General features: G+C 40.8%; 15 protein-coding genes and 1 tRNA gene. 10 read left to right on the plus strand and 6 right to left on the minus strand.

Annotated elements, in window-relative coordinates; translation table 11 throughout:
- The first annotated feature begins 92 nt into the window (after positions 1 to 92).
- The gene (locus D0T84_RS02950) at positions 93 to 2,186 is read left to right on the plus strand and encodes a M3 family metallopeptidase (protein WP_163305866.1); all 2,094 of its coding nucleotides are present in this window, start codon (positions 93 to 95) and stop codon (positions 2,184 to 2,186) included.
- Positions 2,187 to 2,249: 63 nt separating this feature from the next.
- Here D0T84_RS02950 and D0T84_RS02955 read toward each other — a convergent pair whose 3' ends face one another.
- Both D0T84_RS02955 and D0T84_RS02960 read right to left on the minus strand, forming a co-directional pair.
- Positions 2,250 to 3,752 (minus strand): catalase, encoded by a 1,503-nt coding sequence (locus D0T84_RS02955; RefSeq protein ID WP_163305869.1) that lies wholly within the window; start codon positions 3,750 to 3,752, stop codon positions 2,250 to 2,252.
- Between the two features lie 322 nt (positions 3,753 to 4,074).
- Positions 4,075 to 4,150: transfer RNA gene (locus D0T84_RS02960), tRNA-His, on the minus strand.
- A gap of 596 nt (positions 4,151 to 4,746) precedes the next feature.
- Here D0T84_RS02960 and D0T84_RS02965 point away from each other — a divergent pair.
- From D0T84_RS02965 to D0T84_RS02975, 3 genes are all read left to right on the plus strand, one after another.
- A complete protein-coding gene (locus tag D0T84_RS02965) occupies positions 4,747 to 5,991 on the plus strand; it encodes a dicarboxylate/amino acid:cation symporter (RefSeq protein WP_163305872.1) in 1,245 nt (414 codons plus the stop codon).
- 472 nt (positions 5,992 to 6,463) lie between these two features.
- A complete protein-coding gene (locus D0T84_RS02970) occupies positions 6,464 to 6,694 on the plus strand; it encodes a hypothetical protein (protein ID WP_163305875.1) in 231 nt (76 codons plus the stop codon).
- Positions 6,695 to 6,858: 164 nt separating this feature from the next.
- Entirely contained in the window at positions 6,859 to 8,373 is a 1,515-nt protein-coding gene (locus tag D0T84_RS02975; RefSeq protein WP_163305878.1) for a TROVE domain-containing protein, read from the plus strand.
- Between the two features lie 94 nt (positions 8,374 to 8,467).
- Here D0T84_RS02975 and D0T84_RS02980 read toward each other — a convergent pair whose 3' ends face one another.
- Positions 8,468 to 9,220, minus strand: coding sequence for an NYN domain-containing protein (locus tag D0T84_RS02980; protein WP_163305881.1), 753 nt, complete (start codon positions 9,218 to 9,220; stop codon positions 8,468 to 8,470).
- 215 nt (positions 9,221 to 9,435) lie between these two features.
- Here D0T84_RS02980 and D0T84_RS02985 point away from each other — a divergent pair, with 215 nt between their 5' ends.
- The 6 genes from D0T84_RS02985 (at position 9,436) to D0T84_RS03010 (ending at position 17,792) form a co-directional block, all read left to right on the plus strand.
- Positions 9,436 to 9,984 carry a nucleotidyltransferase domain-containing protein gene (locus D0T84_RS02985; protein WP_163305884.1) on the plus strand — a complete coding sequence of 183 codons (549 nt, stop codon included), beginning with the start codon at positions 9,436 to 9,438 and terminating at the stop codon, positions 9,982 to 9,984.
- A gap of 186 nt (positions 9,985 to 10,170) precedes the next feature.
- The gene (locus tag D0T84_RS02990; RefSeq protein WP_163305886.1) at positions 10,171 to 11,229 is read left to right on the plus strand and encodes a DNA polymerase beta superfamily protein; all 1,059 of its coding nucleotides are present in this window, start codon (positions 10,171 to 10,173) and stop codon (positions 11,227 to 11,229) included.
- Positions 11,230 to 11,380: 151 nt separating this feature from the next.
- The gene (locus D0T84_RS02995) at positions 11,381 to 12,304 is read left to right on the plus strand and encodes a hypothetical protein (RefSeq protein ID WP_163305889.1); all 924 of its coding nucleotides are present in this window, start codon (positions 11,381 to 11,383) and stop codon (positions 12,302 to 12,304) included.
- Between the two features lie 16 nt (positions 12,305 to 12,320).
- Positions 12,321 to 14,168, plus strand: coding sequence for a gamma-glutamyl-gamma-aminobutyrate hydrolase family protein (locus D0T84_RS03000; RefSeq protein WP_163305892.1), 1,848 nt, complete (start codon positions 12,321 to 12,323; stop codon positions 14,166 to 14,168).
- Positions 14,169 to 15,096: 928 nt separating this feature from the next.
- Positions 15,097 to 16,461: a sigma-54 dependent transcriptional regulator gene (locus D0T84_RS03005; protein ID WP_163305896.1), complete on the plus strand. Its 1,365-nt coding sequence runs from the start codon at positions 15,097 to 15,099 to the stop codon at positions 16,459 to 16,461.
- Between the two features lie 11 nt (positions 16,462 to 16,472).
- Positions 16,473 to 17,792, plus strand: coding sequence for a PAS domain-containing sensor histidine kinase (locus D0T84_RS03010; RefSeq protein WP_163305899.1), 1,320 nt, complete (start codon positions 16,473 to 16,475; stop codon positions 17,790 to 17,792).
- 23 nt (positions 17,793 to 17,815) lie between these two features.
- Here D0T84_RS03010 and D0T84_RS03015 read toward each other — a convergent pair whose 3' ends face one another.
- The 3 genes from D0T84_RS03015 to D0T84_RS03025 are packed head-to-tail and all read right to left on the minus strand — an operon-like array spanning position 17,816 to position 23,238.
- Positions 17,816 to 20,152 (minus strand): ABC transporter permease, encoded by a 2,337-nt coding sequence (locus D0T84_RS03015; protein ID WP_163305902.1) that lies wholly within the window; start codon positions 20,150 to 20,152, stop codon positions 17,816 to 17,818.
- A gap of 28 nt (positions 20,153 to 20,180) precedes the next feature.
- Positions 20,181 to 20,861, minus strand: a complete 681-nt coding sequence (locus D0T84_RS03020) for an ABC transporter ATP-binding protein (protein ID WP_163305904.1) — start codon at positions 20,859 to 20,861, stop codon at positions 20,181 to 20,183.
- Between the two features lie 55 nt (positions 20,862 to 20,916).
- Entirely contained in the window at positions 20,917 to 23,238 is a 2,322-nt protein-coding gene (locus tag D0T84_RS03025; RefSeq protein ID WP_163305907.1) for an FtsX-like permease family protein, read from the minus strand.
- Between the last annotated feature and the right edge of the window lie 6 nt (positions 23,239 to 23,244).

A 23,244-nucleotide genomic window follows, 5' to 3' on the forward strand; every position in this document is an offset into this window, starting at 1 on the left:
AATCAGAACGAGAAATTTCCTAACGGTTACTAAGAAATTTATACAGACCCTGAATGGATAAAATAAATTGAAAACCTCAAATACTGATTTATATGAAAAAGAATCTCTTATTCATTTTATTATTAATGTTAGCTATGACTACAATTCAAGCTCAAAACCCGTTTTTTTCGGCGTATAAAACGCCTTACGATACACCGCCGTTCGATAAGATAAAGAACGAGCATTACGAACCTGCTATAGAAAAAGGGATAGCAGAGCATCAGGCCGAAATCAATAAAATAGTAATGGTACGCTCTGTTCCCATTTTTGAGAATACAATAGTGCCTCTCGAAGAGTCGGGTAAATTGTTAAGCAGGGTTACATCCGTATTCTTTAACTTGCTGAGTGCGGAAAGTAATGACGAAATGTTGGAAATTGCCCAGCGTATACAGCCAAAGCTTTCGGAACATTCGAATGCTATAACTTTGAACGAAGGACTTTTCAGGAAGATAAAAACCGTGTATGACAAGCGTTTCGAATCAAACCTGACTCCTGAACAAATCCGTCTGGTAGAGAAAACCTATCAGGGATTTGAGAATAGTGGCGCTACACTTACCGGAAAAGACAGGGATACATACAAAGAACTATCGTCGAAACTGAGCCAGCTTACCTTAACTTTCGGGCAGAACGCATTAAAAGAAGGTAACAAGTTCGAAATGATTCTTACCGATGATGCAGACCTGGCAGGACTGCCGCAAATGGTAAAGGATGCAGCAGCGGCGAAAGCCAAAAGCAAAGGCAAAGACGGATATATGTTCGACCTTTCCGCCCCAAGCTATATTGCATTTATGAAGTATTCTACCCGCCGCGACCTGCGTCAGAAACTTTACATGGCATACACTACCAAGTGTGTAGCCGGTGGAGAATTCGACAATCAGGAGAATGTGAAAGAAATAGCGAAAACACGTATGCAGATAGCTAACTTGCTGGGTTACCCTGATTATGCGACTTATGTACTGCGCAATAAGATGGCTAAAGACAAAGAGCATGTTTATGGTTTGCTCAATGACTTGTTTGACGCATACGCACATGCTGCCCGTGAAGATGTGAAAATGGTGGAAGGCTTTGCTGTGGGTATGGAAGGAAAAGCGATTGACTTGCAACCTTGGGACTGGTCATTCTATTCTGAAAAACTGAAAGACGCAAAATATAGCGTAAGCGATGAGCTCGTTCGCCCATACTTCGAACTGGAAAACGTGAAGAAAGGTGTATTCGGCCTGGCTACAGACCTGTACGGAATCACATTTAAGAAAAATACTCAAATACCGGTGTATCATCCGGAGGTGGAAGCATTTGACGTACTGGACGAAAAAGGAAACTTCCTGTCGGTGCTTTATACCGACTTCCATCCGCGTGAGGGAAAACGTCAGGGCGCATGGATGACCGAGTTTAAAGGACAGTATATAGAAAAGGGAAAAGATTCGCGTCCGTTTGTTTCCATTGTGATGAACTTTACTCGCCCTACGGCTACCGAACCGGCTTTGCTTACATTCGACGAGGTGGAAACATTCCTTCACGAATTCGGGCACGCGCTGCATGGCATGCTTACTAAATGTACATACGAAACATTGTCGGGAACAAATGTACTGCACGACTTTGTGGAACTTCCTTCACAGATAATGGAAAACTGGCTGACCGAAAAAGAATATCTTGATAAGTTTGCCGTTCATTACAAAACAGGAGAAAAAATACCGGCCGACCTTGTGAAGAAATTAGTGGACGCTGCTAACTATAATGCAGGCTATCTGTGCTACCGCCAGTTGTCGTTCGGATTTCTGGATATGGCATGGCATACATTGCAAGAACCATATACGGGCGATGTGATAGCGTTTGAACGTAAAGCAATGGATAAAACAGCTTTGCTTCCGGTAGTGGACGGTACGAATATGTCTACATCGTTCAGCCATATATTCTCGGGCGGATATGCTGCCGGATATTATGGTTACAAATGGGCAGAGGTGCTGGATGCGGATGCTTTTGCATTGTTCAAACAGACAGGTATCTTTAATAAAGAAACAGCCCGTTCGTTCCGTCAGAATATCCTTGAAAAAGGGAATACGGAAGAACCGATGAGCCTGTATATCAAATTCAGGGGGCAAGAGCCTACTGTAAATGCATTGCTGGAAAGGAACGGAGTGAAGAAATAATTTTTGTATATAAATAGAAAAGAGGGTGGAATAAAACGGATTATTCCACCCTCTTTTTGTTTATTATCGAGCTGTTGCTTTTGCTCTTTCTTCGTGGCTCATGGCTGCGAGTCTTTTCACTTCGTTTATATCCAACCCGAGTCCTTCGGCTACCCGTGTGCCGTATTCTTCGTGTGCTTTGTAGAATATAGCAGTCTGGCGGAGTTGGATTCGTTTTGCCGCATTCTTTATATGCGTCACAATATTACCTACCAGATTAGTCTTGTCATAATCGGATAATACTCTGCCATAAAGGTCGCCTGCCTGAACATAGTCAGCATCGGAAAGAACGTATTCATGACGGTCTGCCATTCCTTTTACATCAATTGGCGGAGTCGCGTATTTCTTATCCGGTTCGGCTCCTCCAAAACTATTCGGATAGTAATTAGGGCCAGTATAGCTGTGCATGTGCATTGCCCCATCGCGCTGGTATGTATTTACCTGTGCTTTCGGTGCATTTATAGGAATCATATCGAAGTTGGTACCTAAGCGGTGGCGGTGTGTGTCGGGGTAACTGAAGACACGCCCTTGTAGCATCTTATCAGGAGATATAGCGATACCCGGAACAAGATTTCCCGGGGAGAAAGCTGCCTGTTCTACTTCTGTAAAATAATTCTCAGGATTACGGTTCAATACCATCTTGCCTACAGGAATCAGCGGATAATCTTTTTGAGACCATACCTTTGTCACGTCGAAAGCATCGAATTTGTAGTTTGGCGCGTCTTCCGGTTTCATAATCTGTACATAGACACTCCACGAAGGAAAATCTTTATTTTTTATACTGTCGAACAAATCGCGTGTAGCGTGGTCGGGATCTGTTCCGGCTAGTGCGGTTGCTTCTTCCTTTGTCAGGTTCTTAACTCCCTGATCAGTCCTGAAATGTAACTTAATCCAGTAATGCTCTCCCTTTTCGTTATACCACATATAGGCATGGCTGGTATATCCGTGCATGTGCCGGTATGAAAATGGGGTACCCCTGTCGGAGAACAGGATAGTTGCCTGATGGACACTCTCGGGAGTCAGTGACATAAAGTCCCAGAACGCATCGGCATCGTCAAGATTTGATGTAGGGTTCTTCTTTTGAGTGTGGATAAAGTCCGGAAATTTGATAGCGTCGCGGATAAAAAATACAGGTGTATTGTTTCCCACCATGTCGTAATTCCCATCTTCTGTATAAAATTTTACAGCGAACCCGCGAGGATCTCTTGCGCTATCGGCAGAACCACGTCCTCCTCCTACTGTAGAAAAACGTACAAATACGTCGGTCTTTTTTCCCAGTTGTGATAAAAATGAAGCACATGTGTACTTTGTTAAATCATTTGTAACTTCAAAATATCCATGAGCACCTGCACCCTTGGCGTGCACTACACGTTCAGGTATTCTTTCCCTGTCGAAATGCGCCAGTTTTTCAACAAGGTGCGTGTCTGATAACAGTGTTAAATGGGGGTCTTGAGTAGTCATCGAAGCCTGATCGGTACTTACCGGAATACCCTGGTTTGTGGTCATCCTTTTTTTCTTTTCTTCCATAAATTAAGGTTTTTGGTTATTCGTAAAGTGTTAAAAAAGTATTAGTTATAACATCTAAACAATAACAGGAAGAAATAGTTCATTTGTAAGAAACTGTTTAAATTTTATTCGTTCCAATTTTTAGAGATGTTTTAGAGATGTTTTAGAGATGTTTATTTACATACGCTTCGCTCCTGTGACCGCTGGTTGAGTTGAGAGAAAGGAAAAAACAGCCGAAAACAGACTAAAAATGAACGAAGAAAAAGGTATAATAAAATATTCGTATAAAATTTAAACAGTTTCTAAAATAAAAAAGGAAATAACAAATGTTATTTCCTTCTCCGGGTGGAAGACGGGGCTCGAACCCGCGACCTTCGGAACCACAATCCGACGCTCTAACCAACTGAGCTACAACCACCATGTTTGCAATTGCGGTGCAAATATAGGCATTTTTCTTGTATTAGCAAGGGTTAAGGCAAAAAATATTCCTCTTTTTTGTCTAAACATTTTGGTTACTAAATCTATGTTCTTTTGCTACAGATATTTCAAAATGAAAATGTATTTTTGCTACCTAAGTAACTGTTAGGAAATTTCACGAATTCTTTTTCATAAGAGAAAGGTTAAGAGTTCTTCGTTCATTTTTAGCTTGTTTTCGGCTAATTTTCTCTTTCACTCAGCTCAAGTAGCCCGCTACTATCGCTTCGTGGAAATAAAAATTATCTCAAAAACAATTCTAAAAATCAGAACGAGAAATTTCCTAACGGTTACTAAGAGCCTGTTTAAATTTTAGCGAAAATTTTTATTACAGGTTCATGTCAATAGTTCTTAGCAATTTTTTTATGCTCTTTTTAGCGTGTTTTCTCCTTTTTACTCTTGGTTTAGCCCGCTAATTAGCTCCGCTGACCGTTGGTTCGGCTAGCAAAAATGATAAAATCCATCTAAAAATAGCTATAAAAAAGATTTGCTATAAAATTTAAACAGTTTCTTAAACAGACTCTTATAATATTATAGATAAATGAGTGTACTAAAAAACTATGCTTTTACTATCCTTCTGCTTTGCGGAATACTGATAGGAGGTATTTGCGGGATTATTTTCGGAGAGGGAACAGCCGTTGTAAAGCCCATAGGGGATATTTTCCTTAACCTGATGTTTGTGCTTATTGTGCCGCTTGTATTCTTCAGCGTGGCATCATCTATTTACAACATGCGCGATTCCAATATGGTGGGCAAGGTAATCGGCAGTATTGTCTTTGTCTTTCTTTTTACAGGGGTTGTGGCTGCGGTTATATCCTACCTGTTCACTTTATTATACAACCCCCTTGAGGGAATAAGCCAAGCTGAGTTATCACTCGGTTTGCCGGAGCAAACGGTTAAGCAGATGACTTCGGGCGAAATATTCGTCAATGTCTTTACTGTATCCGATTTTCAGCAGTTGTTTACCAAATCCAATCTGTTGCCTCTGATTATATTTTCCATTTTCTTTGGTTTGGCTACAGCCTTTTCGGGAGAGAAAGGGAAGCTGGTTGCCGACTTCTTGAACGCTTCTACCCATGTCATCATGAAAATGATGGATATTATTATGAAGGCTGCCCCCATTGGTTTGGGCTGTTACTTTGCCGATACGGTGGGGAAACTTGGCGGACAGATATTAAGCGGATACATGCATGTTTTTATCCTTTTCCTTATTCTTACGGGGATTAGCTTTTTTGGACTGAACTCCCTCTATGTATTCTGGGCAGGAGGAAAGAAAGGTTTTATCGAATTCTGGAAAAATATACCGACGCCTTCTCTTACGGCCATTGCCACATCGTCCAGTGCGGCATGTATTCCGGTGAATATAGAAGCATCGAAGCGAATAGGTGTTCCGGCAGGAATCGCCGAAACAGTGATTCCGTTGGGGACAAATATGCACAAAGACGGGTCGATTATAGGCGGAGTCCTGAAAATCATCTTCCTGTTCACCATCTTCGGGCAGGAGATAACCACATCATCCAATATGTTTATGATTATAGGCGTAGCGGTTTTGGCGGCGGCTGTGGTTGGCGCTATCCCTAGCGGCGGCATGACCGGGGAGTTGCTTATCTGCTCTATCTTTGGCTTTTCGCCTCAGTTTGCGGCTACCCTGATGATTATAAGTACAATAATAGATGTACCCGCCACGTTGCTAAATTCAACGGGGAATGTTGTTTGTGCCATGATGGTTACCCGTCTGGCAGAAGGAAAAGACTGGGTAAAGAAACGGGTAATGAATGTCTCATAAATTTATCTATTATATATGCGAATCAGGGGTTGAAAGCAGTTCAACCCCTGCCCGAAAGGCAGAATCTTCATAAGCGTATGCAAGCGCAGCGTAGCTTACGGAGCAAGGGACAATTACACTCCCCCTGCCCGAAGCAGCAGGACACACAGTATGTCCTGTCTTTCAGACAGCTGGTATTGCTCATCCTTTTTCCGCAGGTCGATGACCCGCGGTTATGAAGATTTGGCTTTTCAAGCCATTTTTCAGCTCCCGATTGGCATTATATATAAGAGAGCAGACAAGTAGCAAGAGAAGAAAAAGTAACAATGAAAAACTCATGAGAAGGTGTCACTTTTGTCACTTTTTAGCTGTAATGTGTTCAATGTGAGTCTCCTTTGTTTTTTTGTGCCTGTTACTTTTTCTGAATGGATGGTTGATAATGGACAGCTGAAGATGCTGAGTAGTTGGCATAATTTGTATAAAGTATTTGATAATGCAGAAAACAATGGATATTACAATTGATAATAAAGTATATAATATTACTATAGAAGGTAATGTTGATAAATGTACAGGCTTTATATATTATACATTCAGATTTGATGCAGGCAATTGGATTGCAATATCCAAATTTGATGGAGAGGAATGGAAAATAGCTAATAAGTGCATAAATGATAATAGTTTAGCCGATTTACTGGGAACGTTGATTAATAATGAGATTAAGTAACTGTTTAAATTTTAGCGAAAATTTAACAGCTACTTCGTTAAAAATGAATTTTTTTTATAAAATAATTTTAAGTACGCAAAAAAGCTGCGCACCCGTTTTTGAATCTTTGTAATGTCAAACAATTAAAAGAGTGTCGTTAGACCTTAACATTAAAATTAAGAGAAATGAAATTTAATTTTACAAACAAAGGAAAAAACAAGGTGATAAATTATGAAGGCGCACAAGCGTACCGTCTATCGCCTGAGTGGCAATTGTACACAGCTGCTGTTACCTCTGCGTTGAGTGACAAGTTTTATGAAAGCGCACAGGCACGAGTTAAAACAATGCGTGATTTGATAAAACGTTGTGACCCGGTATTTGTAGCACAGTTGGCAGTCTATACCCGCCAGAAGATGAATCTGCGCTCGATAGCATTGGTGTTGGCTGTAGAATTGGCAAAAGTACACCGTGGAGATTCTACCGTAAGCAAAATGGTATCGCAAGTAGTACAGCGTGCCGATGAAATAACAGAACTATTGGCATACTACCAGTTAGCTAACGAAAGACAAGATACAAAGAAACTAAACCGTCTGTCGAAACAGCTACAGGCCGGGTTGCAGAATGCGTTCAACCGCTTTGACGAATACCAGTTCGCGAAATACAACCGCGATGCGGAAGTGAAACTGCGTGACGCATTGTTTCTTGTACACCCTAAGGCAAAGGATGAAAACCAGCAGGCTTTGTTCAATAAAATAGTGGATGATACGCTGGAGACTCCTTACACTTGGGAAACAGAGCTTTCTGCATTGGGACAAATGAAGTTTGATTCCGATGCCGAAAAGGAAGCCGCGTTCCGCATCAAGTGGGAGGAACTGATAGACAGCCATAAAGTAGGTTATATGGCATTGATGCGCAACTTGCGCAACATACTGGAATCGAATGTTTCGAAAGAGCATATCATAAAAGTATGCGATACATTGGCCTCAGCAGAAGCTGTACGCCGTTCAAAACAGTTGCCATTCCGTTTTCTGGCTGCATACCGTGAAATATCGAAAGTGAAGTCTGCATACGCAAGCCGTATTTTAGATGCTCTGGAAAAGGCCGTTGCTGTATCCGCTGAAAACATAAAAGGCTTTGATGCTGAAACAAGTGTGCTGATAGCCTGCGACGTATCGGGTTCTATGCAACGTCCGGTATCGGCAAAAAGCAAAATATTGTGTTATGATATAGGCCTGATGCTGGCTATGCTATTGAAATCACGCTGCGAAAATGCCATAACCGGTATGTTCGGAGATAAGTGGAAAGTAATAAATGTTCCTACAAAAGGGGTATTGTCCAATGTGGATGCTTTCTACCGCCGCGAAGGAGAGGTAGGCTATGCGACCAATGGTTATCTGGTGATAGAAAACCTTATAAAGAGAAAGCAGCAGATAGATAAAGTTATGATGTTTACCGACTTGCAATTGTGGAACAACAGAAATGACAAAAAGATAGTTGACCTGTGGAGCGAATATAAAAAGATATCGCCAAACAGTAAGCTATATCTGTTCGACTTGTCAGGCTACGGAAATACTCCGTTGGATATCACTCAGAACGATGTGTACCTGATAGCCGGCTGGTCTGATAAAATATTTGATATCATATCGGCTATAGACAATGGCGGAAATGCTTTGGATGAAATCAGGAAAATAGAATTGTAAAAAGGGTTTTGTGAATGTCGTGGCATAGAGTTACATCGAATTCAAAATTTGCCGGCCTCTTTGCGATAGTTACTTCACAAAACCTTTAAAGCAATCATTCCTTAATCTTGACATATACCAGTTGTGAATGTCCTTTCTCTGTTTTACGTTCGTCTATCTCGAAATACTTTTTCTGAGATTTTACCAGAGCCGTAAGTTTAGAGAAACCGTAGTTACGGGGGTCAAAATCAGGACGTTTCTTAATAACAAGGTTACCTATATCTCCCAGATAAGCCCAGCCATCATCGTCGGCAAGGTCGCGCACAGTGCTCTTTAACAGATTGATAAGTTTTTTATTTACAGGCTCTATATTCTTTTCTTTGTCTTTTTTAGCTGTAGATGCCGGTGTATCCTGCTGGTCATCAGAGTCTCCGATAATTTCAATATAGATGAACTTGTCGCAGGCAACGATAAACGGACTGGGAGTTTTCTTTTCCCCTATCCCGATTACCTGCATGCCTGATTCCCTCAGCCTTACTGCAAGACGGGTAAAATCGCTGTCGCTGGATACAAGGCAGAAACCGTCTACTTTTCCGCTATGGAGAATGTCCATAGCATCTATAATCATGGCGGAGTCGGTAGCATTTTTCCCTGTAGTATAGCTATATTGTTGTATAGGCGTGATTGCATGTTCGAGCAAGGGTTGCTTCCAACCCGAAACGGTTGGTTTTGTCCAGTCGCCATAGATACGTTTTATAGTCGGCACACCTATTTTGGCTATTTCGTCAAGCATCCCTTTTATATTCGAATATGGCACATTATCCGCGTCTATTAACACTGCAAGGTTTAAATCTCTTTTTTCTCTCATTTGATTATAATTTTCACTAAATTACTATTTTTCTATCTGATAATAATAACGATAATAAAGAAAACTTGTTCAGGAAACAGCCAAGCCGGATCTACAGAATGTTTTCATATTTCGACAAAACAGTTATTTGGAGTATATTTTAAAAATTCTACCGGTTACGCAAAAAAGTTGCACTACATTATATTTTCTTTGTACAAAAAAACAGAAAACAGTAGATGAAAACAACGATAACTGGAAAACTGCAAGAAATAGAACAAAGACATAGAATAAGAATACTCTATGCCTGCGAATCGGGTAGCCGCGCATGGGGTTTCCCCTCCCCCGACAGCGATTATGATGTCAGATTTATATACGTGCGTCCGTTAGATAGCTACCTGTCAATAAAGGAGACGGATGATTATCTGAACTTTCCCCTGACAGACGAATTAGACATAAATGGTTGGGATATAAGAAAAACCATGAAGCTGATAAGCCGTTCCAATACAACGCCTTTCGAATGGATACAGTCTCCCGTAGTTTATTACGAGCAGGAAGGGTTTAAAGATGAGGTATGGAACCTGTGTCAAAATTACTTCTGCCGTAGAAGCAATATACATCACTATCTGGGAATAGCTAGAGGCGCAATGGCTTCGATAAAAGATGAAGAACTGAAAATAAAGAAACTATTCTACATATTACGTCCTCTGTTAGCTGCCATGTGGTGTATAGAAAAGAACAGCATAGCGCCCATGAATATCTCTCCCCTGTTAGAGTTAATAAAATAAAATACTATCTTTAATACAGGAAAAAAGTACAGCTAAAGAGCGTTATATAATAAAACCTGCGCCGGAGATAAAAAGCTGGATAGACAAAACTTTTGATTATTGTTGCAAGACTTCGGAAAAATATAATAAGCAATATTTCGATATAACTCCGGCGGACATGCTATTCAGAAAAACAGTAACAGAAAAATGACAATACAGGATATAAAAGATAAAGGGCTTTTGCTATTTGAATGTATAAGTGGCAGTAAAGCCTATGGACTGGATACCCCGACTTCGGATACCGACCTGAAAGGAGTATTTTACCTGCCTAAAGACCAGTTCTTCGGACTGGACTATGTAGCGCAGGTTAGCAATGAAACCAACGATGAAGTATATTATGAATTAGGGCGTTTTGTAGATTTACTGTGCAGGAACAACCCCAATATACTGGAAGTACTGGCATCTCCTGAAGATTGTATATTGTATAAACATCCCCTGATGGAGAAATTACATATCAGCACGTTCCTGTCAAAGCTTTGCAAAGACACCTTCGCTGGTTATGCACACTCCCAGATAAAAAAAGCCAGAGGATACAAAAAGAAGATTGTTAACCCGGTAGAAAAAGAACGGAAAGACGTACTGGATTTCTGTTTTATCCTCGAAGGTTACTCATCTGTACCCGTTAAGGAATGGCTAAAGAACAAGGGATATGCACAAGAAGGGTGTGGCCTGAGTTCCATCGCCCATACCAAAGGCTTGTATGCGCTTTTTTATGATATAGATAGCAAGTTTAGCTATAAAGGTATCGTTCACAGCCCTGTGGCTAACGAAGTATCGTTATCATCAATACAGAAAGGTGAGAAAGAAATAGCCTATCTGTCATTCAACATAGAAGCATATTCCCTGTATTGCAAAGAGTACAAAGAATATTGGGACTGGGTTGCCAACCGTAACGAAATGCGCTACCAGGGTAACCAGCAACACGGAAAGAACTATGATGCCAAAAATATTATGCATACCATACGCCTTTTGCAGGTTGCCCAAGAGATATTCCGTGACGGCAAACTAAACGTTAAACGCCCTAACAGAGTGCAACTGTTGGATATAAAATCAGGGAAAATGGAATATGACCAATTACTCGTTATGGCTGACGGGCTGATGCAACAAATAAAACGGTATGCCATAGATAGCGACTTGCAGGATATCCCTGACAAAGATATGGCAGAGAAGATACTGGTAGAAATAAGAACTGAGTTATATAAATGAGTAAAAGACAGGATTTAAATACCTTTTCAATATTTATTTTTAAAAAAATATAATTAAACTTGTTAGATTTATTGATTTCAGAAAGAAATGTATAAACGATGATCCTTTTACGTTATTTTTGGGTAGTCTGATAAACAAATAGATAAAACAAATGAAAAATGATACGAGCCTAAGATACTATTCCTTCTTTGTACATGTCTGGCAACGAGTTAAAGGTAAGCCACTTGGAGATAAAGTCCAGGCCTACTATGTCGATTTTCTGAACAGGCACGACTATGGAGATAACTTATTACCTGTCACATTCAATCTGTTTATAGAAAAGGATATAGATGTAGATAAGCAGGATGATAATGTCTCCGTTTCTTCCTATATGGGTATTCCGCCAACAGCCCGCCTCAATGTCCATATCGACTACGATTATTATGCAAATGCAGATGAAACGGAGCGATACAAGGCTGCTCTGAACGGGTTATTGTATATACTCCGCTATTGGCTGAAATACCTCAAACAGCACAAAAGTACACCTCTGGAAAGGATTATAGAAGATTATACAGATACACTACGTGCCGACGGATTATTACTTTCAGAAGATGTTATAAAGAAAATATACATCAAAATAATTACTCCATTCCGCTTCCATTTTATGAATTATCGCTGTCAGGGTATACGGGAAAAACAAATATTATTCAACACCAATCATATTGAGAAGTTTCTGAATAATAACCTCTACAAGATAGATTTTGGAAAATCTGTAAATACTGTCTATTTTTCTTACGATATATTAGACTATGCCCGACAGGACATTGATAAATATATCGATAATGAGAAGAAGTACCAGTATGGGAAAAGCAAAGACCTGAGCATAATGGAGCAATATGATAAAAATTTGTTTTATGATGAGTTTTTTGATATATCGAAATGTGAGCAGGTTGCATATCTACACAAAGGTATGTTAGAAGCCATATTCCGGATAAAGGACATGAAACGTAAACCAAAAGATTTTGATGTAGACAGGTTCTATGCTGAAATCGACAGGTTGATGACTGAATATGAACAGGAACATTGCATTGATTAAATAAAAGATAATATAGATGAAAAAAATTATAATCAATATATCTGTTGTAGTGCTATTGCTGAATTTTTTGCCTCTGAAAGCGCAGGAAGTACTTACTCCCGATTTACAAAAGCTATATGAATATACAGACTCATATTTCGTAGATTTAAGGGCTACGAAACAGCCGCTTATCGGAGTATCGGCAAGCCGTACCCAGAGTGGAGGTTCCAGTGTAGGCGGAACTTATATTCAGGCTATTCTCAAGGCTGGCGGCAAACCTGTTATTATTCCGGTGATGACGGACGGCAAACTATTGAGGGATATTGTAAAGGATCTGGACGGATTGGTCATGATAGGCGGAGAAGACTTTGACCCGCGATATTATAAAGAGAAAGCCATACCCGATATGAATGTGATAGATTCCGTTCGGGATATTTATGACCTTGTATTGTTAAAACTGGCTACAGACCGCAATATACCCCTATTGGGGATATGCCGGGGCGAGCAGGCTATCAATGTAGCTTTCGGCGGTACGCTCTATCAGGATATACCTAGTCAGCACAGGGATAAAAGTATAAAGCATAGCCAGAGCGAACCAAGAGATAAGGGCACACATACCGTTTCCATCACAAAGGATTCCCAACTGGCCAAAGTGTTGGGATTGACCGAAGTTTCCACCAATACATACCACCATCAGGGAGTTAAGGCTGTCGCTCCCGGTTTCAGGGCGGTAGGGAAAACGTCGGATGGTATTGTTGAAGCGATAGAAGCATATCCTGACCGTAAAATCATCGGAGTGCAATGGCATCCCGAAGGACATGTCTGGGGGGGAGATACAACCATGTTGAAGTTATTCAGTTTTATAGTAAGTGAGGCCACGACCTTCCGAAAGGCAAAGGAACTGCATAAGCGTATCTTTACTATTGATACACACTGTGATACGCCTCTGGAATTTAAGAAAGCAGGCTTCGGTATTGGCAAACGTGAAAGCAATCAGGTAAACATTCCCAAGATGGAGGAAGGCATGCTCGATGCTATCTTCTTCGCCGCCTATACAGGACAGGGAGCACGGGATAAGCTGTCGTCGCAAAAGGCTGTGGATAAGATAGAAAGGCTGATAAAAGGGATACACTCACAAGTTGAGAATAACAAGGATATCTGTGAAATAGCCTATACAGCGAGTGACCTTGAGCGTATAAAGCAGTCGGGGCGGAAAGCCATCTTTATAGGGATCGAGAACGGTTATGGAATAGGGAAGGATATATCGAATATTGCCCGTTTCAGGGATATGGGTGTAAACTATATTACGCTTTGCCATACCAAGGATAATGATATATGTGACACATCGAGCAATACACATCGTGAGTGGAACGGCTTGAGCCCTTTTGGTAAAGAGGTTATAAAAGAAATGAACCGTCTGGGTGTTATGATAGATGTATCGCATGCCGGGGAAAAGACTTTCTGGGATGTAATCGGTTTGTCTGCCCAGCCTGTTATCGCTTCCCATTCAGCGGTTAAGGCTTTATGCTTTCATGACCGTAACCTGACCGATAAGCAGATGCAGGCCATAGCTGAAAATGGAGGTGTGGTACAGATTTGTCTGGTAGACTTGTTTATCAATAAGGACAGGAAGAAGGCCTCGTTGTCTGATGCTATCGACCATATAGATTATGCAGTCAGGGTAGCCGGGATAGACCACGTTGGCATCGCTTCCGATTTTGATGGTGGCGGCGGGCTTATTGGCTGCAATGGCAGTAACGATATGATTAACATTACGGTAAAGCTTCTTGAGAGAGGTTATTCGGACGAGGATATAGCTAAGATATGGGGCGGTAATTTCCTTCGTGTAATGACTACTGTACAGGCGGCGGCTGAAGGTAAATAAAAACATAAGATAACCTGCTGTATAAAAAATCAGGGTAATAAGCCGAAAAGGCCTTACTTCCGACGTTTTGCTCTCAACTACATGCTTTCACATGTCAGGAATTGCACCTGAGTTTCCGGATTGGAACGAAGAACTCCTTTTCTACGACACCTGATTTTATGAAGGAACAGAAGTAACAGGCGAAAAAAGCATAACGGGGCATAGCTTGCCGGAATCGAACCGGATAGTCTCGCCGGATTTACGGCCTCACTATTCCTCCCCTAAGTTGGTGCCGAAGTATCTTTTTTCTACGACATTCTGTTATGTTAAATAAACAAGGTAACAAACGCAAAGAGCAAACTTTGTCCTGCCTTGGACGATGCGGGAGTCGAACCCTTTGTCAATTGTTGGCGATAGCATACCGAAGTAACTCTTTCCTACGACACTTGTTGATAGTTATATAATAAGTAAGGCGACAAGCGAACAGAGACTATATCCTGCTCTAACCTTTTGAGCTACATCCTGAGATGGCGGGACTCGAACCCGCAACCCGGGCAACCACAATGCGAAGTAACTCTGTTCTACGGCACTTACTTTATATTATTGTTTATATATCAATCTCTCTTGATTGATGATACAAAGGAAATACAGCGGTATGCAGCCTTTTTGCGCGATTAAATATTTCTTTCAGGAAATTCGATTTTTAACATCCGGGGAACCTTTCTATCTTAGATGCTATAAAACGGCGTGTAATTCTAAAATAACGCATGGAGAGCATATAAAATAGGCCGGTCATGGTTTCAAAATCGGTATTAGTCAATAATGCACTACAGATTATTTTCATATATTTGTGTGAGCGGCCGGATGTACACCAGTCCTTCCGGATATTATGTTTCAGACATGCCTGTTGCGCTAAGTGGCAGGTAGAAGTAAAACGAATAAATATAAAATGAAAAAAGGGTGTATCCTTATCATCGATGATAACAAAAATGTGCTGAGCGCTTTGCGTATCTTATTAGATAATTATTATGAACAGGTGCTTTTATTACCTTCTCCAAATACATTGGTGCACACACTGAAAGAGAAAAATCCGGATGTTGTACTGCTGGATATGAATTTTTCAGCGGGTATAAATAATGGGAACGAAGGCTTATTCTGGTTATCTGAGATTAAGAAGGCAGACCCTGAAATACCGGTTGTGTTATTTACGGCATACGCCGATATAGAATTGGCCGTAAAGGCTTTGAAGCAAGGAGCTACAGACTTCGTTGTAAAACCGTGGGACAATACGAAACTATTGGCGACTTTGCAATCGGCATACGAACTAAGGGCTTCGAAGAAGGAAGTGAAAAAGCTGAGGGAGAAACAATCTGTCCTCAATCAGGAACTGAATAAAGACGATATATGCTGGGGGCGATCGGAACCGATGAAAAACTTGCTTTCGCTGATAAATAAAGTGGCTCAAACTGACGCCAATATCCTGATTACCGGAGAGAATGGAACAGGAAAAGAACTCATCGCACGGAAGATACATTATTCGTCACACAGAGCCAATGAGACGCTCATTAGCCTTGATATAGGTTCCATTACAGAATCCTTGTTCGAAAGCGAGCTTTTCGGCCATGTGAAAGGCGCGTTTACAGATGCCAGGACAGACCGTGCCGGGAAATTTGAGGCAGCGGACAAAGGAACCCTTTTTCTGGACGAAATAGGAAATCTCAGTTATCCGTTGCAGGCTAAGTTATTGACGGCGCTTCAGTCCCGTCAGGTTGTGAGGGTGGGGGATAATAAGCCTGTTCCTGTCGATATCCGGTTAATATCGGCGACAAATAAGGATTTATTCGAATCGGTAAAGGGCGGAGAGTTCCGTGAAGATTTACTATACCGGATTAACACGATACATATCGAAGTGCCGCCACTAAGAGAGCGGAAAGAAGATATTGTGTTGTTGGCTGATTTTTTTCTGAACAGGTTTTCGAAAAAATATAACAAGTCCGGTATGGTTCTGAGTGATAAGGTAATAGCGAAACTTGAAGGCTATACGTGGCCGGGCAATGTACGCGAACTGCAACATGCTATAGAGAAGGCTGTAATATTGAGCGATAGTAATGTATTGCAGGATTATGATTTCCATACCCGTGCGGTTGAAGACCGGGCATCTGTTATAGAATCTATTTCGATAGAAGAGATGGAAAAGATACTGATAGAAAAATCGTTGAAGAAACACAATAAAAATATCTCCGTAGTAGCTGAGGAACTGGGTATTACACGCCCGACATTATATAATAAAATGAAGAAGTACGGAATATCCTGAAATATCAGATTATGTTCAAATCTATTTTATACCGGCTTATTTTCTTTACGGCATTGCTTATCCTTTCTGTTGCAATGTTTACATACTGCATCACTATAGGAGAATATATTTATTCGTTGATTCCGGGTTTACTGGTATTCGAAAGCCTAAATGCCATGTATTATCATTACAAGAAATATGACGAAAACATACTTTTCTTGTTGAACGCGCTGGATAATGGCGATTATTCTTTCTATTTCACAGAGAATAAGACATCGAGGCGCGAGAGGGAGCTTAATAATATGCTGAACCGGATAAGGGTAATATTGACAAACGCCAGAAAAGAAGTAATAGAAAACGAGAAGTTCCTTAGCCTTATAGTGGAGAGTGTTTCCTCCGGTATTGTGATATACGACGATAAAGGGAATGTGAATACTGTAAATCAGGCGGCAAAAGAACTGCTCGGATTACAGGTCTTTACACATTTGAGCCAGTTGAGATATATAGACGATAATTACCCGAAGCTGTTCAAGGAACTTCAGGCAGGGGATAATATACAGATAAAGCTGATAAACGAGAGGGAAGAAATACAAATAAGCCTGAATGTATCAGACATTAAGCTGAACAGGGGCTTAATGAAGGTCATTATATTTAACAATATAGAGAATGAACTGGAAGCTAAAGAGATAGAATCGTGGATACGTTTGATCCGGGTTATGACCCATGAGATAATGAATTCTATAGCGCCCATCACTTCTCTGACCGAGACCTTGTTGTATTCTCATAAAGAGAACAGCCAAAACAACGATACCTTAAACAGGAATACGATAGAAGCGCTGGAAACGATAAATACCACGGCTAAAGGCTTACTTTCCTTTGTGGAATCTTACCGCCGTTTTACTGGTGTGCCAAAGCCACAGCGGAACCAATTTGAATTAGTGTCATTGCTGGGGAAAGTCTCTCATCTTGAGTCATACCGTTTTGTAGAGAAGAATATATCATTCGAGATAGTCGCGCCATCGGAGGTTATGTTATTTGCGGATGAAACTCAGATAACACAGGTATTGATGAACCTGATTAAAAATGCGGAGGAAGCAATAGAGGCCGAAGGAGAAGGGAAGATACTGATAAAGGTAATTGATAATCAGGACAGAATACAGATTGATATTTGTAATAACGGCAAACCTATACCGGCGGAGGTTGTACCTCATATCTTTATTCCGTTTTTTACTACCCGCGAATCGGGTACGGGTATTGGACTGAGCATTTCCCGGTATATTATGCGCCTGCATGGTGGTAACCTAAAACACCACACCAAAGATAATTGGACTATCTTCAGCATGGTGTTTTGACCCATTAACTTAATTATTAAATATTATTCGCTCTTTATGGAATCTATAGGGTTAGCTGAGGCTGCCCGCCAGCTTTGTACAGAGATGGATGCTACCGAAAGGACTACGACTAGTAGGCCCGTCAGGGCAAATACCCACCAGCTGAGTGATATCCTGTACGGATAATTTTCGAGCCACTGTTGCATTATATAATATGCAATGGGAACAGCTATGACAAATGCCATCACAATCCAACGGATAAAGTTCATGTTCAGCATTGCCATGATTTCCTTTTCTGTCGCGCCGTTTACCTTCCTTATTCCTATTTCCTTTTCTTTTTGCCGTACATAATAAAGCGACATGGCCAGAATGCCCATCAGTAAGATAACAAAAGTGAGTATAGTGAAGGCAATCAGTATTTTTGATGTCTTTTCCTCTTTTGTATACCACTCTTGTACTGTATCGTCTGCGAATTTCGCGTCAAAAGGTATTCCTCCGTTAAATTCAGAATATACCTGCTTTATTTCGTCAGCTGTTTTGAAAAGATCAGCCCCTGTTTTTATCTTTACTATTATAGACCATGGCCACCATCCGTCCTGTCTTAAATTAAGCATCAGCGGGCCGGTTTCGGTGTGCAGAGACCTGAAATGAATATCGTTTGTAATCCCGGCTATTTGCACAGAATTTCCACCCTCTTCGAAGTTAACTGTATGGGAAATACTATCCGGTTGCAGCGCATCGTATCCTTTTTGGTTTACCCATACTGTATTATTGGATGGGGTTATCCCTGTCGGCTTTATTTTTATATCGAAAATTTCGAAAAAGGCCGTGTCAACTGAAAAAGTTTGAAAGCTTAGCGACTGCCCCTTGTACGAGAACGAGTTATTGTTTCCCCCATCGAGAGGGCTGCCACTAGGGAATGAAACCTTGTCTACTCCCGCTATTCCTTCCAGCAGGCTGCGTAAGGCCGGTATACGTTCAGGTTCTATCGTGTTATCCAATTTTAATATATTGTCTTTATTGAAGCCCAAGTCATAGTTTTTCATAAAGAACGTCTGTTTGATGATAAAGGCGCTACAAGTAAGAAGGGCGATAGCGACTATATATTGGAACGAAATCAATATTTTGGAATAGACCGATTTTACTTTCAGCATATATGTTCCCTTAACCACCTCGATCGGCTGGAATTTAGATACGATCATCGCCGGAATTAATCCGGATATAAGCCCGATAATAAATATTGAAGCTATAACCAAAAGACTAAACGGGATATTTTGCAATTGCTGCCCAAGACCAAGGTCTGTACTCAATACATCGTTGAAGAACGGTTCGGCAAGAAAAGCGAGGAACAGCCCGATAAAAAATGAAACGAACGTCATAATTACCGATTCGGAGACAAACTGGACAATTATACCTTTCTTGTCGCAACCTAGCAGCTTTTTCATAGCCGCCTCTTTTCCTCTCTTTCCCGCCTGCGAAACCGACAGGTTGATATAGTTGAGAATAGCTACTACCAGAATAAGGATTGTGATAGTGAGATATATGGAAACAAGCGTTTTACTGTTTGTCCTGATCCCTGAAAAGTTTGTATGTACACCGCTGAAATAAACTTCGGTGAGGGGGATAAAAGTAACTTCCTTAGCGAATCCCTGAGTGTACATCCAATAGCTGCTCTTATGAAAAAGTTCCAGAATCTGTGGAGTCTTAGCCTCTAAGTCGGCTCCCTCTTTTGCCATAAAATACATGGTAAAGGAAGAGTTATTCCATGTTGTTAAGATATCTCCACCCCAGTTTTTTTCTATCATCTGATAGTTGACCACAACTTCATTCTGTGGTATTTGCGAATTTTTCGGAAAATCTTTCATTATTCCCGTTATAGTCAGGGACGTGCTGTCATCCAGATTGAGGGGTTTGCCTATCGGGTCTTCGTCCTGAAACATCTTTTTTGCAAAAGATTCGGTGACAACAGCGGATTTCTTCGTAGCCAGAACTTTCGAAGGTTCGCCCTCTACTAAGGGGAAGGAGAACATATTGAAGAATGCCGAATCGGCAAATAGCGTTTCCATATTCACTTTCCCGTTAGGCGTCTCTATTGTTACATTACGGCCTACAAGGCGGGTAAAGGATTCAACTTCCGGAAGATTGTCTTTAATTAAATCGGCTGCCGGATTGGCAAAGTTTGCCTTTTCTTTAGTCTGGGCAAGTAAGAATATCCTGTCTTTGTTCTTGTGAAACTGGTCTATCGACAGTTCCTGTTTTACATATATGCTGAGTAGTAAAACGAACATCAGAGATATTGCAAATCCCATGATCGTAACCAATGTGAAGAATTTGTTGTTACCCAGAAATTTGCGATATGTTTTTAAATTTGTTAACCACATAATTTTGTCGTTCTTTAGTGATTAATATTTAGAGTTTATTCGCAACTTCAGTTACTATCTGTCCGTCAAACAGGTTTATGATACGGTGCGCATAGGATGCATCGTGTTGTGAGTGTGTTACCATAATGATTGTAGTGCCATCCCTATTCAGGTCTGAAAGCAGGTTCATCACTTCCTGCCCGTTCTTCGAGTCGAGATTACCGGTAGGCTCATCGGCCAGAATCAGCTTGGGATTGGCTACTACGGCGCGGGCTATGGCTACGCGTTGTTGCTGTCCGCCCGATAACTGGTTAGGGAAGTGCCCCGAACGGTGGCCGATATTCATTCTTTTGAGGGCTTCTTCCACTCTGGCCTTACGTTCCGAACTTTTTACTTTAAGGTAAGTAAGCGGCAGTTCTACATTTTCGAATACAGTCATTTCTTCTATCAGGTTGAAACTTTGGAAAACGAATCCGATATTGCCTTTACGTGATAAAGTGCGTTCCCTTTCTTTCAGATTCCCGACTTCTGTACCATCTAATTTATACTCTCCGGAAGTGGGGTTGTCCAACAGGCCCAGTATATTCAGCAATGTTGATTTACCACATCCCGAAGGTCCCATAATAGCAATAAATTCACTCTTGCTTATATCTAGTGAAACACCGTTTAATGCTGTTGTTTCTACTTCTTCTGTACGAAAGATTTTTTTCAGGTCTTTAATTTGTATCATGATAATATATATTAAGTTCGTTATTAAATTATATTATATCTATTTGCGTGTTATCTTATTCGGTTTTCAGTACATCTGCAGGGTTCTGCGACAGGGTCTTTATCGTAACCCCTGATGTAACTATTATAGTAATGATGAATTGAAGCAGAACGGGGAGTATAAAGACTGACCAGTTGAGCGAAGCCCTGTTGGCATAATTACTCAGCCATTCCGAAGCGAAGTAATATACGACAGGTATAGCTATGATGCCGGCAATAAGAATCCACTTCAATATATCTACCGAAAGTAAAGCGAATATAGATTCGGAACTGGCTCCGTTTACTCTTCGTATCCCTACTTCTTTCTTCCTGCGCATTGTGCTTAGCATGTGCATCGCCAGCAGGCCGATAGCCGAGATAAATATTGATAATATCGAAGCTATTATCAATATTCGCGACTGTACATCGAGTATATCAAATTTGCTGGTATATACATCCTCTAGCCATGTGGGGTTGAGTATGTAGGTAGAATCAAAGTTGCTTAATACGTCTCTTATTGTTTGTTCTACTTCGTTACGCGACATATTATCGTCATATTTGATATATACATTTCCACCACCTCCTATATACCGGAGAACTATAGGGGTGATAGGATTTTCCAACTCATCGTAATAGAAGTCTTTGACAACAGCCCTTATTTCTTTCTGCCCTTTATAGTCCACTGTGGTGCCAACAACAGGGTAGGTCAGGTTCAGGTCTTTGATCGCGGCTTCGTTGAGTATCACTGTCTTTTCATTCGTAGGATCATCTTCCCTGTAAAATGTACCTTCTACCAGTTGTAATTCCATTAGTTCGCATATACCGGTATGAATACGGTACTCACTTATCGATTTTTGAGTACTTTCGCCGGGCAATGAAATTCCTTGTCCGCTCGGCCCTCCTCCGAAGGTATGATGAGCCATACTTACCTGTTTTATTCCGGGCTTTTTCTCCAGTTCTTGTTTCAGGCTGTTATATCCTTGCCATATCTCCTTACTCATGCCCATTATCAGTACATTCTTTGGGTTGTAACCCAGCGGCTGCTTCCGTAAATAGTCTGTTTGGTTATTAACTACCAGAATGAAGGATATGATAATAATGGTTATTATAGCCTGAAAAGTGATGGAGATACCAGTCAGTTTCCGTTTCGAAAAATGTATTCTTTTGGCCAGAATATCCAGAGTATTGAACTTTGTCAGATAAATAGTCGGATAAGACGCAGAAAGGAATACAGTAAGAGAGAACAAAAGTATTGTGGCGATAATAAAAACAGGATTGTACAATTGGGTCAGGTCAATATCCCTGTTTATTATTTTTGCAAAATGAGGAGTACATATTATTAATAATATGAACCCTATGGCAAACGCGATAAATACCACAGTCAGTATTTCGGAGAAAAATTTCTTGGATATGTCTTTTCTCGTTGCCCCATTGGTCTTTCGTACACCTATCTCCAGTATGCGTGTTTCTCCCTGCGCTATAAATAAATTCACAAAGTTGGTTATCGCCAGTAGTAATATAAACGCGGCGATGATGGATAGCATCCAGATAAAACTCATACTGCTTTTCTTCCCCAAGGTGCTGGTTGCCTGTGTTTTTAAGTATAGGTCGGTTAATTTTTCAGTTTTACCTACAGCACTTCCTCCAAATCCTTGTAAAAACTCAGAGACCATAACCGTATACTCTTTCTCTATCGAAGCCCGTGTGTCTTCTATGGAGACTCCCTCCTTTAGCTTATAGAAAGTGAAAAACTCTATCGATGGATAGCTTTTGGTATTATTATCCATAGCCGAAAGAATCTCGAACCGGAAATGTGTGTTTAAAGGCAGGTCTTTTACAATACCTCCGATAGTATGTGTTTCGTCGCCCATATCTATGGTTTTATGAATAGCAGCAGCCGCGCTTCCGAAAAGCAGGTTTGCATATTTTTCGGTAATTACCAGTGATAAGGGAACGTTCAGTACATCTTTATTTCCTTCGATAAACTCAAGGCCAAATACATCACAGAAGCCGGATTCGGTCATAAGGGCGGGAACGTCGATATAATCTTCGTTATTGTACTTAAAGTCAATAGCCCCAATCTTATATATCTGTGTAGCTGCTTCTATTCCAGGTACTTTCAGAGGGATTTCGACCAGTGCTTTCCTTGTAGCGATTGGTATTTCAGAGACGTTTCCGTTCCGTTCCATTACGGTATTCAGGCTGATGATACGCTCGCTGTCTTTTATGTGTTTATCATAGCTCAGCTCGTTTGTTACGAAAAGAATCAGCATAATGGCTGATGCCAGCCCTATTGCCAGTCCGGCGATGTTTATCCACAGGAAGAAACGAGTCCGCTTGTATGCTCTTAATATATTCATAATGTG

This window comes from Dysgonomonas sp. 521 (assembly GCF_010501055.1).
GTDB lineage: Bacteria > Bacteroidota > Bacteroidia > Bacteroidales > Dysgonomonadaceae > Dysgonomonas.

Excerpts from the sequence above, each read along its gene's own strand:
- D0T84_RS02975 (WP_163305878.1), top strand. The coding sequence starts at position 6,859 with ATGAAATTTAATTTTACAAACAAAGGAAAAAACAAGGTGATAAATTAT.
- D0T84_RS02965 (WP_163305872.1), top strand. The coding sequence starts at position 4,747 with ATGAGTGTACTAAAAAACTATGCTTTTACTATCCTTCTGCTTTGCGGA.
- D0T84_RS02995 (WP_163305889.1), top strand. The coding sequence starts at position 11,381 with ATGAAAAATGATACGAGCCTAAGATACTATTCCTTCTTTGTACATGTC.
- D0T84_RS02980 (WP_163305881.1), bottom strand. The coding sequence starts at position 9,220 with ATGAGAGAAAAAAGAGATTTAAACCTTGCAGTGTTAATAGACGCGGAT.
- D0T84_RS02985 (WP_163305884.1), top strand. The coding sequence starts at position 9,436 with ATGAAAACAACGATAACTGGAAAACTGCAAGAAATAGAACAAAGACAT.
- D0T84_RS03015 (WP_163305902.1), bottom strand. The coding sequence starts at position 20,152 with ATGTGGTTAACAAATTTAAAAACATATCGCAAATTTCTGGGTAACAAC.
- D0T84_RS03025 (WP_163305907.1), bottom strand. The coding sequence starts at position 23,238 with ATGAATATATTAAGAGCATACAAGCGGACTCGTTTCTTCCTGTGGATA.
- D0T84_RS02990 (WP_163305886.1), top strand. The coding sequence starts at position 10,171 with ATGACAATACAGGATATAAAAGATAAAGGGCTTTTGCTATTTGAATGT.
- D0T84_RS02970 (WP_163305875.1), top strand. The coding sequence starts at position 6,464 with ATGCAGAAAACAATGGATATTACAATTGATAATAAAGTATATAATATT.
- D0T84_RS03000 (WP_163305892.1), top strand. The coding sequence starts at position 12,321 with ATGAAAAAAATTATAATCAATATATCTGTTGTAGTGCTATTGCTGAAT.
- D0T84_RS02955 (WP_163305869.1), bottom strand. The coding sequence starts at position 3,752 with ATGGAAGAAAAGAAAAAAAGGATGACCACAAACCAGGGTATTCCGGTA.
- D0T84_RS03010 (WP_163305899.1), top strand. The coding sequence starts at position 16,473 with ATGTTCAAATCTATTTTATACCGGCTTATTTTCTTTACGGCATTGCTT.
- D0T84_RS03020 (WP_163305904.1), bottom strand. The coding sequence starts at position 20,861 with ATGATACAAATTAAAGACCTGAAAAAAATCTTTCGTACAGAAGAAGTA.
- D0T84_RS02950 (WP_163305866.1), top strand. The coding sequence starts at position 93 with ATGAAAAAGAATCTCTTATTCATTTTATTATTAATGTTAGCTATGACT.
- D0T84_RS03005 (WP_163305896.1), top strand. The coding sequence starts at position 15,097 with ATGAAAAAAGGGTGTATCCTTATCATCGATGATAACAAAAATGTGCTG.